Source organism: Pseudomonas fluorescens (assembly GCF_902497875.1).
Classification (GTDB): Bacteria; Pseudomonadota; Gammaproteobacteria; order Pseudomonadales; family Pseudomonadaceae; genus Aquipseudomonas; species Aquipseudomonas fluorescens_BR.
This window is the reverse complement of sequence record NZ_CABVHY010000011.1, coordinates 1-13606: the sequence shown is the minus strand read 5'-3', so window position 1 is coordinate 13606 and position 13606 is coordinate 1. Positions and strand designations below refer to the sequence as shown.

Sequence of the window (13606 nt, the reverse complement as noted above, 5' to 3'; positions counted from 1 at the left end):
GTTATCTGAGCGCGTTCAGTGTCGCATTGTGCGGGATGCAGCGCTCGAAGTTGCAGGCGGCTGATGCGCTGCCTGGCTGCTGACGGGCCTGTTCGACACGATAGGCAGCGGTTCCATACAGCGCGAGCGTCGCGGCGCAGGTGAGGAAGATCGCGAGGTATCTTCGGGTCTTGATGTTCATGGCGTTGACCTCTGAACGAATACCCCTTGGGCGGGGGTATTACTATCAGCATAGGTCAGCTGGAGTGAGTTGCCATGGAGGTAGGCCATGCCATTGATGGGGTATTCAGCAGGTTGATCGAGAGCCAGTTAGATCACTGCTACAAGTCGCGCGTCGGCTCAGACCTGACGCTCCTGCGCCTGCTCCACCAGCCAATCCATCAATTCGCGCAATTGTTCCGACGGCTCCGGCCGTTCCGGGTAGACCAGGTAATAGGCTTGGCCGGTGCGCACTTTCAGTTCAAAGGGCATGACCAGCCGTCCAGCGCTGAGGTCTTCGCCGATCAACGACCAATCGCCGATCGCCACGCCTGTCCCTTGAGAGGCGACGGACATCGCCAGGTCCAGGGTATCGAAATGCTGCCCCTTGCCGATGTTGCGGACTTGGGTTCCGGCGGCCTTGAGCCAGGCTTCCCAATCCCGTTCGTCGCGAGTCGGGTGCAGCAACATGTGCTGTTCCAGGTCGGTGAGGGTCTTGAGCGGCGTTGTGCCGTTGAGCAGTTGCTGGGAGCAGACCGGCGTCAGCTGTTCATCGAACAGGTGATGGAAGGCCGCATTGCCCGGTGCCGCGCCATACACCACCGCCGCATCGAACTCTTCGCGCCGAAAATCCACCGCGTGCTGCACGGTGGTGGTCAGCTCCACCGGCACGTCCGGGCGTTCCTTTTGCCACTGCAACAGACGCGGCAGCAGCCAGCGCATCATGCAGGTCGGCGCCTTTAATTGCAGGGCTTCGCGCTTGGCGCCGACGTGTTCGACGGCTTCGTCGATCAGGTTGAAGACCTGTTGAATGCGCGGATACAACTCACGTCCTTGTGCCGTCAGGCTCAGGCCGCGGGCCTGGCGCTGAAACAACGCATAACCGAGATGGCTCTCCAGCCCGGCGATCTGTCGGCTCACCGCTCCCTGGGTGATGTGCAGCAGGTCCGCCGCCCGAGTGAAGTTGCAGCACTGGGCGGTGATCATGAATGTATGCAGAGCGGGCAAGGGCGGAAGACGTTTCATGGGTGCTCAGGCATGAGTGGAGGACATGCCTAGTATGACTATTTTTGGTTTGTCACCGCTATACGCCGACGGGTCCAATTGCGTCACCTTTGTGCTCCGACGCGTGCCTGAAAACGCCATCGGGGTGCAGCTCCAACAAATAAGAAGGGCAGCAGAAATGGCGACGTGCGGCGAAGTATTGGTCAAGTTACTCGAAGGTTATGGCGTCGAACAGGTGTTCGGCATTCCGGGCGTACACACTGTTGAGCTGTATCGCGGGTTAGCCCGCTCGAGCATCAACCATGTGACGCCACGCCACGAACAGGGCGCCGGTTTCATGGCCGACGGCTACGCTCGCACCAGCGGCAAGCCAGGGGTGTGCTTCATCATCACCGGCCCAGGCATGACCAACATCACCACCGCCATGGGCCAGGCCTATGCCGACTCGATCCCGATGCTGGTGATCTCCAGCGTGCAATCGCGCAGCCAGTTGGGCGGCGGTCGCGGCAAGCTGCATGAGCTGCCGAACCAGAGCGCGCTGGTCGGTGGAGTCGCAGCATTCTCCCATACGCTGATGTCCGCCGCCGAACTGCCAGGCGTGCTGGCGCGGGCGTTCGCCTTGTTCCAGGCCGGGCGTCCGCGTCCGGTGCATATCGAAATTCCGCTCGACGTACTGGTCGAAGACGCCGATGAACTGCTCGCCAGCCAGCCGGTCAGCATTAACCGCGCGGGTGCAGCGCCGTCAGCCATCGCGCAAATGGGCCAACTGCTGGCCACTGCCAAACGTCCGTTGATTCTCGCCGGTGGCGGTGCCATCGATGCGGCGGCAGAACTGACCAAGCTGGCCGAATTGCTGGACGCACCGGTGGCGCTGACCATCAACGCCAAGGGCATGTTGCCGTCGCGCCATCCGCTGTTGATCGGTTCTACACAATCACTGGTCGCGACCCGTGCCCTGGTGGCTGACGCCGACGTGGTTCTGGCGATCGGCACCGAACTGGCCGAAACCGATTACGACATCACCTTTGCCGGCGGCTTCGAGATTCCGGGTGCCTTGTTGCGCGTCGATATCGACCCGGACCAGACCGTACGCAACTACCCGCCACACGTGGCGCTGGTGTCCGACGCGCAAACGGCGGCGCAAGCCTTGCTGACCGAGCTTTCCGGACACACCCTGACCGAGCGTCGCGCCGACTGGGGCCAGGTCCGTGCCGCCACCTTGCGTGCCGAGCTCGAGACCACCTGGGACGCCCCGACCCGCGCCCAGACGCTGTTCCTGGAGACCGTTCTGCACGAGCTGCCGGAAGCGGTGTTTGTCGGCGACTCGACCCAGCCGGTGTACACCGGCAACCTGACATTCAATCCTGAGCAACCACGTCGCTGGTTCAACTCATCCACCGGTTACGGCACGCTCGGCTATGCCTTGCCGGCCGCCATTGGCGCCTGGCTCGGCGGTGGCTCCGAACGCGCTGCGCGGGGCCCGGTGGTGTGCCTGATCGGTGACGGTGGGTTGCAGTTCACCTTGTCGGAACTGGCCTGCGCGGTGGAAGCGCAAACGCCGATCATCGTATTGCTATGGAATAACCAGGGTTACGAAGAGATCAAGAAGTACATGGTCAACCGCGCCATTGAACCGGTCGGCGTGGACATCTACACCCCGGACTTCATTGGCGTGGCCAAGGCCCTGGGGTGTGCCGCTGAAGCCATCAATGGTGTCGAGCAACTGCGCAGCGCCTTGCGGGCTGCGAGTGATCGTCAAGGACCGACTCTGATCGAAATCGACCAGACCACCTGGATGAAGGCGGTGCAGGCATGAGCAATTCTTCGACCTTGAATGGCCTGTACATCGACGGCCAATGGCGCGCCGGCAGCGAAGACTTAAAGGTCATCAACCCGGCCACCGAAGAACCCTTGGCCAGCGTCAGCGGTGGCAATGAGCAAGCGGTCGATCAAGCGGTCAATGCCGCCAGCGCGGCGTTTTCGCAGTGGGCCAAAACCAGCGGTGCCGAGCGTGGTGCGGTACTGCGCAAGATCGCCAGTGGCGTGCAGGCGCGCCGTGAACATTTGATGCAGTTGCAGTCGAGCAACAACGGCAAACCGCTGTTTGAAGCGGCCATCGATGTCGATGACGTGATCGCCACCTTCGACTATTACGCCGGTCTGGCCGAAGGTCTGGATGCTCAGCAAGACCGCAGCGTGGCCTTGCCCAGCGAAGACTTCGCCGCCCGTGTACGTCGCGAGCCTTGCGGCGTGGTCGGTCTGATCGTGCCGTGGAACTTCCCGATGGTCACCACCGCCTGGAAACTCGCACCAGCGCTGGCGGCCGGTTGCTGCGTGGTGCTCAAACCGTCGGAGGTCACGCCGCTGCCGGAGCTGGAACTGGCGGCGATCATTGCCGAAAGCGGCTTGCCCAAGGGCGTATTCAACCTGGTCTGCGGTACCGGCCTGGCAGTCGGCGCACCGCTGGCGGCCGATCCGCGGGTAGCGAAGATCTCCTTTACCGGCAGCAATGCGGTGGGTGTCCAGGTCATGCAGCGGGCGGCGGAAACCGTCAAGGGTGTGAGCCTGGAGCTGGGCGGCAAGTCCTCGCTGCTGGTGCTCGCCGATGCCGATCTGGAGCTGGCGGTAGAGCTGGCCAGTGGTGGTGGCTTCTTCAACGCCGGGCAGATGTGCTCGGCCACCAGCCGAGTGCTGGTCGCCGATACACTGGCCGACGAGTTTTTGCTGCGGCTCAAGGTGCGGGCCGAAGCGATTCGCGTGGCCGACCCGTTTGACCCGGAAGTGGAGATGGGCGCGCTGGTCAATCAGGCGCAATACCAACGGGTGCTTGGCCACATTGATCGTGGCCTGAGTGCCGGCGCCAAGCTGATTTGCGGCGGTGAGCGCCCGGCAGATCTGCCGCGCGGATATTTTTTGCGGCCGACAATCTTCACCCAAGTGCCCCTCGACAGTGCGTTGTGGTGTGAAGAGATCTTCGGCCCAGTGCTCTGTGTCCGCAGTTTTGCCAGCGAAGCAGAGGCCATCGCCCTGGCCAATGACAGCGAATTCGGTCTGGTCGCCAGTGTGGTCAGCCGTGATGGCGAGGCTGCCGAACGGGTCGCCAATGCCTTGCAGGCCGGGCTGGTATGGATCAACTCGCCGCAAGTGATCTTCCCGCAGACGGCCTGGGGTGGTTACAAGCAGAGCAGCATCGGCCGTGAGCTGGGGCCGTGGGGCCTGCAGGCGTTTCAGGAAATCAAGCATGTGATTCGGGCTGTCTGACGGTCCGAAATGGGTCCGCGCATGCCTCCAAACAAGGCATGCGCTGGACACATGGCTTCAATGACAAATTTTCGATTGTTGCGCGTTCTGCGCGACCTCAGGATGAACCAACGATTCAGCTACATCCCGTGTTTGCGGGGGCCAGAGCTAGATCGAACCGGGCGTTGGGATGCGACCAATCTCATACCTACAAGAATAAAGGGAGTCCGTAATGGGCGAGCATGATCTGAACAGAAGACAGTTCATCAAAACGGTAGGCGTCGCTTCGGTAGCCGCGGCGGCCATGAGCATGCCCTTTATCCGGGCCAATGCCAGCGACACGCGGTTCCAGGGCAAGACCCTGCGCCTGCTGACCTGGTCGGATGACACCGGGCTGGCAGCGCTGCGCAACATCGCCGCGACCTTCGAAGCCAAGACCGGTGCCAAGGTCATCGCTGACCGTACCGGTAGCACCTCGGAAATGGTCGCCAAGCTCAAGGCTGCCGGTGATCGCCCACAATACGACATCATCACCCTGGCCGGGGTCGGCGCTGAAGGCCTGGCCGCCGCCGGGCTGCTGGAAAAACCCGATCTGAATCGCATTCCCAACCTGGTCGACGTGCCGGAGCAATACCGCACCGGCGCCAACGGTCACGGCATCGGTTACCTGTTGTGGTGCAACAGTCTGGTCTACAGCACCCGCACCGTGAAGGAAGCGCCGAACAGCTACGCAGCTTTGTGGGACGCGGACCTGGCGCCGAACATCTTCCTGCCGCCGCCGAACTGGACCGAGGCCATGGACCTGATCATCATCGCCGCCAAACTGGCCGGTGGTGACGAACACAACATTGAGCCGGGCTTCAAGAAACTCGCAGAACTCAAGGATCGTGTGATCACCCTGGGTGAAAACCCTAACCAGATCGCCGAACTGTTCCGCACCGGCTCGCTGGATATGGGCGGCCTTTACGCCCCGGCGTTTTTCCCTAAACAGATCCGGGATCCGGCCTACGGCCTGGGCGCCACCTTCGGCATGAAGGAAGGCTTCTACACTGACCTGATGCTCTCGGTCATGCCGAAAAATCGTCCCGGCGATACTGATCTGGCCTATGCCTTTATCAACCACTCTCTCGACCCGCTGGTACAGGGCAAGATGGCCGAAGACATCTACAACGGTCCGGTCAACTCCAAGGCGATCATCTCCGCCGAAGCGCGCAAGAGCCCGTACATCCTGACGCCAGAGCAGATTGCCGAGAAAGCGATCATGCACGACAACGCCTTCCTGGCGTCGGTGCACGACCAGTGGATTCGTCGTTACACGGAAATCTTTTCTTCCTGATCCGTAGGAGCTGCCGAAGGTTGCGATCTTTTGATCGTGCTCTTCGGCGGCTCTGAAAAGATCAAAAGATCGCAACCTGCGGCAGCTCCTACAGGGGCCGGGCGTGCGGATATTTCTGATCTTCCATTGACGAGACCATTGCTATGGAACACCAACCCCTGACCCACCCCGTTGGCGCCGCTGCACCGCGCCCACGCCGCGGTATATCGCCAACGACCCGCGCCTGGTTTTTCCTGACGCCGTCGATGCTGTTTCTCGGTGTGCTGATTGCCGCCAGCCTGCTGGTACTGCGCATGAGCGTGGGCACCAAGGGCGCGGAATGGACCGGCTTCAGCCTGGCCAGTTACGCCCAATTGCTGGAACCCTATTACCTGAAGTCATTGCTGCTGACCTTGCGCCTGGCCTTGATCAGCGCGGTGATCGCGGTGGTGTTGGCGATCCCGGTGGCTTACACCATGTCGCGCCTGACTTCACCCTTTGTGCGGCGGGTATTTCTCGCTGCAGTGCTCTTGCCGTTACTGGTCAACCTGCTGCTGCAGAGTTATGGCTGGCTGGTGATCCTCGGCCCCGGCGGGATGCTCAACCAGGCGTTGATGGGCATGGGCCTGATCAAACGCCCGATCATGATGCTGTACAACCAGAACGGCGTGTTGATGGGGCTGGTGCAGACCGCGTTCCCATTGGCGGTGCTGCCGATTGCCAGCGCCATGCGCGGCGTCGCCCGCACTTACGAAGAGGCCGCAGCAACCCTGGGTGCCAGCCGCTTGCAGGTGTTCCGCCAGGTGGTCTTGCCCATGAGCCTGCCGGGAATCATCACCGGCGCGACCCTGGTGTTTGCCTACAACGCCAGCAGCTTCGTGGTGCCTTTGCTGCTCGGCGGTCGGCGGGTGCCGATGCTCGCGGTGATGGTCCATGACCAGATCGCGCCGTTGATGAACTGGCCGGCCGCGTCAGCCGCAGGGGTGGTGTTGATCGTCACCACGCTGGCCATCATGACCCTCTCCGAATACATCACGGGCCGTCGTCGGCGCATGCTGGAGGCTTCGCAATGAGCACGCTAATCAAGAAGCGTCAGTCGCTGCTGCCTGGCGAAACCGGGCGGTTTGCCGGGATCCTTTCAGGCTTCATTCTGCTGCTGGCGGTGTTGCCGATCCTGACCATGATCGTCATGTCCTTCAGCGGCGCGTCGAACCTGGACTTCCCACCCAGCAGCTACAGCCTGCAATGGTACAAGGCCGCCTGGAATACCTTTGTTTCACCGGACAGCAGCGATGTGCTGAGCCTGGGCAAAGCCATGACCACCAGCCTGATGGTGGCGTGCCTGACCATGGTCTTTGCGACCATTATCGCGGTACCGGCAGCCTATGCACTGACCCGTTGCGAATTCCGTGGCAAGGCCGTGGCGCTGCAGCTTATGTCTTTGCCCTTGGTGTTCCCGATGGTGGTGTTGGGGCTGGCGTTGCTGCTGGTGTTCGATAGCCTGCCGTTCCAGATGAACACCTCGCGGTTGGTGATTGCCCACGTAATCCTCGCGCTCCCGTTCGTGGTGAAAAACTGCACGGCGGCGATGCTGTCCATCGGCAGCGAAGTGGAAGAGGCCGCGCAAATGCTCGGCGCCTCACCACTGCGGGCGATTATCGATGTGGTGGTGCCGTTGATGAAATCTGGGATTCTTGCCGGGATGCTGCTGGCCTTTATCGTCTCGTTCAACGAATTCACCGTGACCTATTTCCTCTACACCATTGATGTGATGACCGTGCCGATCTGGATGTACAGCCGCACCGTGTCGTCGCTCGACCCGACCGTTTTCTCGTTTGCCGTGCTGATCGTGCTGATCGACTTCGTCCTGATCTGGGCGCTGGAGAAGCTGGTTGGCGAAGGTGGCGTTTCCTTTTGATTGTGAGGTGCAACATGACTGGACTGATTCTGGAAAACGTCGAGAAATTTTACGGCTCGGCCTGCGCGGTAAAGGACGTCAACCTGCATTTGCCCGAGGGCAAACTGGTGTGTTTCCTCGGCCCTTCGGGTTGCGGCAAGACCACCTTACTGCGGATGATCGCCGGCCTGGAGACCCTGTCGGGCGGCGAAATTCGGCTGGACGGTGAGGACATTGGCCATACCCCGGCGCACCAGCGCAACTTTGGCATGGTCTTCCAGTCCCTGGCGTTGTTTCCGCACATGACCGTAGGCGAAAACATTGCCTATCCACTGAAACTGCGTGGAGTCAGCAAGGCCGACCAGCAAACGCGGGTCACCGAATTGCTGCAACTGATCCAGTTGCAGCAAATGGTCGACCGGCCGGTGTCGAAACTCTCCGGTGGCCAGCGCCAGCGCGTGGCGATTGCCCGGGCGATTGCCTCGCACCCGAAAATTCTCCTGCTCGACGAACCGCTGTCGGCACTGGACGCCAAGCTGCGTGAATCGATGCAGGTGGAAATCCGCCAACTGCAGCAACGCCTGAACATCACCACCATCCTGGTTACCCATGACCAGCGCGAAGCCATGACCATGGCCGATATCGTGGTGGTGTTGGGTGAACATCGGGTGCAGCAGGTGGGGACGCCGATTGAAATCTATCGGCATCCGGCCAACGAGTTTGTCGCCGATTTTATCGGTTCAGGGAATATTTTCCCGGCCACAGCCTTGGGCAATGGTCAGATCAGTTTGCCGGGTGGCGATGCGATTGATGTACCGATTTGCAGCAGCATCGTGGTCGGCGAGAAGATCAAAATGCTGGTGCGTCCCGAGGACTTGCAACTGTCGCAGCCCCTGGCAACGGCAGGCAACCGCCTGCTGGGCAAGGTGACCTTCGTTCGGGATATCGGCGCGACCATCGAAACCACGGTCGAGTGTTCCGGGGTTTCGTTTACCGCATTGAGCACGCCGAGTCAGGGCTTCGGCTTGAGCATCGGCAATCCGGTGTCGGTGACCATTCCGGCCGAGGCTTGCCGGGTGTTGGGGGCTTAACTTGCGACACTGATCCCTTGTGGCGAGGGAGCTTGCTCCCGCTGGCCTGCGCAGCAGGCCCAAAACCAGCTGACGCATTCTATCTGAAGAATTTCGATGTCTGGTTTTGGGGCTGCTGCGCAGCCCATCGCGGGCAAGCCACGCTCCCACAAGGACCGCGCACAACCTGTGGGAGCGAGCTTGCTCGCGATGAGGCCGGCACAGCCCTGCAAACTCAGCTAGACACTCAACCGCAACCGCGCCAGATCCCGCAACGGTGGTGCACCAAACAACCGGCTGTATTCACGACTGAATTGCGACGGGCTTTCATAACCCACCCGATAGCCCGCCGCCGACGCATCCAGCCCTTCAGCCAGCATCAAGCGCCGCGCCTCTTGCAGGCGCAGTTGCTTCTGGTATTGCAGGGGACTCATGGCCGTCATCGCCTTGAAACGGTGATGCAGGGTCGACACGCTGAGGTTCACTTCTTTCGCCAGATCATCAATGCGCAAGGGCTGCTCGAAGTTACCGTTGAGCCACTTGATCGCCTGGCTGATCCGATGGCCCTGGCTATTGGCGATGGCAATTTCATACAGCCGATGACCCTGGTGGCTTCGCAACAATCGGTAAAGAATTTCTCGACGAATCAGCGGTGCCAGCATGGCGATATCTTTCGGGTGTTCGAGCAGACGGGCCAAACGCAACACCGCATCTAGCATCGGCTGGTCGAGCCGCTCTACATAAAGGCCGCGGCCCGAGGCCCGGCTGGGCACACCCAAGGGGCCAGCATCGGCAATCAGCGAGGTGATCTCGGTCGGGTCGATATCCAGGCGCAAGGCCAGGATCGGATGTTCTGGCGAAACATCCACCACCCGTCCGCTCAGCGGCATAGAAACCGAAACCACCAGATAATTGAGCGGATCGTAGTTGAAGTACTCGTCCGCCAGACGCACTTCCTTGCGCCCTTGGGCAAGGATGCACAATGCCGGCTGTGCGAGTACCGGAGCAAAGTCGTGGGAGCAGCCATACCGCGACAGAAACAACGAGCCGATGGCCGTCGCGTAGTTGCCATCCTCGCCGGTGTTACGCCCGATGATGGTGCAGAGTTCTGCGCGCTGTTTTTCCATGTCGGCGCCCAGCGGGGCTTGGGTGTGATCGAGTGATGACATGGACTTGCATCCTCTGCGCGGCTTGTCGGATCGGTACAGCTTAAGTATGTGCAAGGCCGGGAGGTAGGCAATTGCTGCATAAAACTTGCCTGATTCTGCCTGGAGACGAAGAACAACGAAGATACAACGGGTTCGGCGTTGGAAAAGTTGCTTGAAACACGACTGTCATCTGCATGTCGTGATTTCTGCGCCGAACTGTGCAACGGGAGCGTTGGCGCAGGATTGTGCAATAAGCCGGCAGGAATTGACTAACGGCCAATGCACCCGGAGCTTAATCTTGGATCCTGTCGCAGCCGGTTTAACGGCTGCTGATCGAGTCCTCTTGGGAGAGTCGAATATGTCCATGCAAATTCCCGTCAGTCATATGGCCTTCGTTCGGGCCAGCGGCGGACGCTCGATGGAGTTGGGCGCGCGTTTGAGCAGCTTGATCGAGCCGACCCGTCGGACACCAGGCTGCCTGCACTTTACCCTGCAACAATCACTGTGCGACCCGGAGTTGTGGCTGGTCTCGGGTTACTGGGTCAACCAGCAAGCGATGACCGAGTACTTCAGCACCCCGGCCATGGATATCTTTGCTGAGCTGGTGGAGGAACTGGTGATCAAAAGCCTCGATTTTCATACCTTCAGCGATGTCTCGGCGGTTCAGGCCCACGGCGAATGCGCGCAACACAACAGGCTTGTGATGCAGCAGCTGGCCAGCTGAAGGTTTAGAATGGCCGACTTTCAATTGGCCAGGATCCGCGACATGGCACGTAAAGAGTTTGCGCAGTTCGAAGCAGTTTCCGCTGTTGTACCGGGAGAGGGGGGGTACAGCGCTGCCATCGCCGTCAAGGCCTTGGGCGGTTCAGGTGCCCCGCGTTTTCATAAAGTGCTCGATGGCCAGACATTCAAGACTGCCCATGACGCCGATCAGGCAGCCGCGCAACGGCTCGAGCTACTGATCGACGTGACTGAAGACGGCGAATTGTCCTGGGAAACTACCTGACCGCCCCCGGGCGGAACATCTTGAACAAGGCCTCAGGCCCCAACTGGAAATAGTCCCCCGGCCCGCCGCCGCGCAGAATCGGCTCTGCCGCGGCGGTATCGTAAATCCCATCCTTGAGCAGCCACTTGGCGATATGCACGGCGACCACTTCGCCGAGTATCAGCCAACTCGGCACCAACTCCTTGTCGGCGCGTTGCAGTTGAATGATCTGCGTGACCTTGCATTCGAAGGACACCGGACTTTCCGCCACTCGTGGCACGTTGATCACTTTCGAGGCCACCGGCGTCAGCCCGGCCAGTTCGAACTCGTTCACCTCAGGCGCAACCATGGCGCAACTCTGGTTCATCCGCTCGGCCAACGGCCGGGTCGCCAGGTTCCAGGCGAACTCGCCGGTCTGCTCGATGTTATTCAGGCTGTCTTTGCGCCCGACGCTGGAAAACCCAATGATCGGCGGAATGTAGTTGAACGCGTTGAAAAAGCTGTAAGGCGCCAGGTTCAACCGCCCTTCGGCATCCTGCGAGGAAATCCAGCCGATAGGGCGCGGGCCGACGATGGCATTGAACGGGTCATGGGGCAGGCCATGGCCCTGGGCGGGTTCGTAAAAATGGATATCGTCGGACATGGCGCGCAGGTTCCTGAAGGGGGATGGCGGGGGAGGTGGTCATAGTGCCGGGCGTTGGGGGTTAATTCCAGTCAGGTGGAAAACATGTGGGGCTGATGCACTGCTTTCTAATGTGAAGCCTCTATGACGATTCAGAGTTTTCCTTTCCTCCAGAAACAACTAAGCCCGGCCAGGGCCGGGCTGTGAGTCCGCATTCAAGGGTTAGCTGATAGAAGCGGAACCGGTGCGATCGAAGCCATCAGCAGCGAGAGTGGCAGCGCCGGTGCGGTCGAAGCCATCAGCGGCGAGGGTGGCAGCGCCGGTGCGGTCGAAGCCATCAGCAGCGAGGGTGGCAGCGCCGGTGCGGTCGAAGCCATCAGCGGCGAGGGTGGCAGCGCCGGTGCGGTCGAAGCCATCAGCAGCGATGGTGCGGTCATAACCGTCGGCGGCGAAGGTGTTGGCAGCCAGGACGGAGAGGGTCAGGGCGATGATCAGTCTGGTTTTCATGGCGGTTACTCCGGTTCGTTTGCGTAGCGTGCGTTAGGTATGGATTGAATGTTACGCTTGTTAAATTGATTAAAAAGCGCAAATAAATGCTTATATTTATCGAATTAATAGATGCGTTATGCGAGCGCTTTGCTTGGCCGGTTCGCACTGGCATAGATAAGCGTTGCTTGAATTCGATTGATGCTGAGGATGCGCGGTGGGAATTAACCGAGCATTAATCGATGGGGCTGCTATCCAAAACTCATGAAAAAGGGGCAGAACCCTTGCAAGGTCTGCCCCTTCTTTTTACCGCCTGTAGCGTTAGTCAGTCTCGATCCGCGAGTGTTTGCGGGTGTCTTTCATGGTGATATAGACCAGCAGCGAAACCGCGATGCAAGCGGTGACATACCAGTAGTAACCGGTTTCCATGCCGATGCTCTTGAACCACAGCGCGATGTATTCAGCGGTGCCGCCGAAGATCGATACGGTCAGTGCATACGGCAGGCCGACGCCCAGGGCGCGGATTTCGGTCGGGAACAGTTCGGCTTTGACCACCGCGTTGATCGAGGTGTAGCCGCTGACGATGATCAGCGCGGCCATGATCAGGAAGAACGCACCCCACCAGGTCTGGACGGTGTGCAGGGTGGTGAGGATCGGCACGGTGAACAGGGTCCCGAGAATACCGAAGGCAATCAGGATTGGCCGCCGCCCGACTTTATCCGAAAGCCCGCCCACCAGCGGTTGCAGACACATGAACAGGAACAGCGTCGCTGCCGAGATGGTGGTGGAGTCGGAAATGCTCATGCCGACGGTGTTCACCAGGTACTTCTGCATGTAAGTGGTGTAGGTGTAGAAAGCCAGAGTACCGCCCATGGTCAGACCGACCACGGTCATCAGTTCCTTCGGATGGCGCATCAAGGTGCGCATCGCGCTTTCCTTGGCCTTCACTTTCTTGGTGAACGACTCGGTTTCTTCCATGCCGCGACGCAGGTACAGCGCGACTACGGCACACAGCGCGCCGATGGCGAACGGGATGCGCCAGCCCCAGGCGTACAGCTGTTCGGTGGTCAGGGTTTGTTGCAGCACGATCAGTACCGCCAGGGCGATGAGCTGGCCGGAGATCAGCGTCACGTACTGGAAACTGGAGAAGAAGCCGCGACGTTCCTTGGTCGCCATTTCGCTGAGGTAAGTCGCCGAGGTGCCGTACTCGCCGCCGACCGACAGGCCCTGCAGCAAGCGAGCGAACACCAGCAGGATCGGCGCGCCGATACCGATGGTTTCATAACCCGGGCTCAGGGCGATCAGCAGTGAGCCGAAGCACATCAGATACACCGAGGCCATCAACGCGGCTTTACGGCCGACGCGGTCGGCGTAGAGACCCATCAGCCAGCCACCGATCGGACGCATCAGGAAGCCCACGGCGAAGATCGCCGCCGTATTCAGAAGCTGTGCGGTGGTGTCGCCCTTGGGAAAGAAGGCTTTGGCGAAATACAGCGAGAAAGCGGCGTAGACGTACCAGTCATACCACTCGACCATGTTGCCGACAGAGCCGCTGAAAATCGATTTGATACGGCTGGAAGTGGTTCGTACTTTCGCCGGCGCAGCCGCCGACCCAAGAGGCAGGGTATTGGAGTTATCCA

The 13606-nt window shown here is 60.3% G+C and carries 14 protein-coding genes; 8 read left to right on the top strand and 6 right to left on the bottom strand.

Annotated elements, in window-relative coordinates:
* Position 1: 1 nt before the first annotated feature.
* Both F8N85_RS12640 and F8N85_RS12635 read right to left on the bottom strand, forming a co-directional pair.
* Positions 2-181: a hypothetical protein gene (locus tag F8N85_RS12640; protein ID WP_150803942.1), complete on the bottom strand. Its 180-nt coding sequence runs from the start codon at positions 179-181 to the stop codon at positions 2-4.
* 158 nt (positions 182-339) lie between these two features.
* Positions 340-1224, bottom strand: a complete 885-nt coding sequence (locus F8N85_RS12635) for a LysR substrate-binding domain-containing protein (RefSeq protein WP_150803941.1) — start codon at positions 1222-1224, stop codon at positions 340-342.
* Positions 1225-1381: 157 nt separating this feature from the next.
* Here F8N85_RS12635 and F8N85_RS12630 point away from each other — a divergent pair, with 157 nt between their 5' ends.
* The 6 genes from F8N85_RS12630 to F8N85_RS12605 all read left to right on the top strand — a co-directional run bounded on the left by F8N85_RS12630 (position 1382) and on the right by F8N85_RS12605 (position 8746).
* A complete protein-coding gene (locus F8N85_RS12630) occupies positions 1382-3019 on the top strand; it encodes a 5-guanidino-2-oxopentanoate decarboxylase (protein ID WP_150804095.1) in 1638 nt (545 codons plus the stop codon).
* Positions 3016-4464, top strand: a complete 1449-nt coding sequence (locus F8N85_RS12625) for an aldehyde dehydrogenase family protein (protein ID WP_150803940.1) — start codon at positions 3016-3018, stop codon at positions 4462-4464. Before F8N85_RS12630 ends, F8N85_RS12625 begins: the two co-directional genes overlap by 4 nt.
* Before the next feature lie 211 nt (positions 4465-4675).
* The gene (locus F8N85_RS12620; RefSeq protein WP_150803939.1) at positions 4676-5779 is read left to right on the top strand and encodes an ABC transporter substrate-binding protein; all 1104 of its coding nucleotides are present in this window, start codon (positions 4676-4678) and stop codon (positions 5777-5779) included.
* Between the two features lie 143 nt (positions 5780-5922).
* Positions 5923-6831 (top strand): ABC transporter permease, encoded by a 909-nt coding sequence (locus F8N85_RS12615; protein ID WP_150803938.1) that lies wholly within the window; start codon positions 5923-5925, stop codon positions 6829-6831.
* Positions 6828-7676, top strand: a complete 849-nt coding sequence (locus F8N85_RS12610) for an ABC transporter permease (RefSeq protein ID WP_150803937.1) — start codon at positions 6828-6830, stop codon at positions 7674-7676. Before F8N85_RS12615 ends, F8N85_RS12610 begins: the two co-directional genes overlap by 4 nt.
* A gap of 14 nt (positions 7677-7690) precedes the next feature.
* Positions 7691-8746 (top strand): ABC transporter ATP-binding protein, encoded by a 1056-nt coding sequence (locus F8N85_RS12605; protein WP_150803936.1) that lies wholly within the window; start codon positions 7691-7693, stop codon positions 8744-8746.
* 218 nt (positions 8747-8964) lie between these two features.
* Here F8N85_RS12605 and F8N85_RS12600 read toward each other — a convergent pair whose 3' ends face one another.
* On the bottom strand, positions 8965-9894 hold the full coding sequence (locus F8N85_RS12600) for an AraC family transcriptional regulator (protein ID WP_150803935.1): 930 nt from the start codon (positions 9892-9894) through the stop codon (positions 8965-8967).
* Positions 9895-10231: 337 nt separating this feature from the next.
* Here F8N85_RS12600 and F8N85_RS12595 point away from each other — a divergent pair, with 337 nt between their 5' ends.
* Both F8N85_RS12595 and F8N85_RS12590 read left to right on the top strand, forming a co-directional pair.
* Positions 10232-10597 carry a putative quinol monooxygenase gene (locus tag F8N85_RS12595; protein WP_150803934.1) on the top strand — a complete coding sequence of 122 codons (366 nt, stop codon included), beginning with the start codon at positions 10232-10234 and terminating at the stop codon, positions 10595-10597.
* A gap of 9 nt (positions 10598-10606) precedes the next feature.
* Complete coding sequence (locus F8N85_RS12590; RefSeq protein WP_150803933.1) at positions 10607-10879, top strand: hypothetical protein; 273 nt, start codon at positions 10607-10609, stop codon at positions 10877-10879.
* On the opposite strand, the gene F8N85_RS12585 is transcribed toward F8N85_RS12590, so the two are convergent.
* From F8N85_RS12585 to F8N85_RS12575, 3 genes are all read right to left on the bottom strand, one after another.
* Positions 10872-11501, bottom strand: coding sequence for a flavin reductase family protein (locus F8N85_RS12585; protein ID WP_150803932.1), 630 nt, complete (start codon positions 11499-11501; stop codon positions 10872-10874). The genes F8N85_RS12590 and F8N85_RS12585 overlap by 8 nt on opposite strands.
* A gap of 201 nt (positions 11502-11702) precedes the next feature.
* Complete coding sequence (locus F8N85_RS12580; protein ID WP_150803931.1) at positions 11703-11987, bottom strand: hypothetical protein; 285 nt, start codon at positions 11985-11987, stop codon at positions 11703-11705.
* A gap of 300 nt (positions 11988-12287) precedes the next feature.
* Positions 12288-13589: an MFS transporter gene (locus F8N85_RS12575; protein ID WP_191636173.1), complete on the bottom strand. Its 1302-nt coding sequence runs from the start codon at positions 13587-13589 to the stop codon at positions 12288-12290.
* Positions 13590-13606 lie beyond the last annotated feature (17 nt).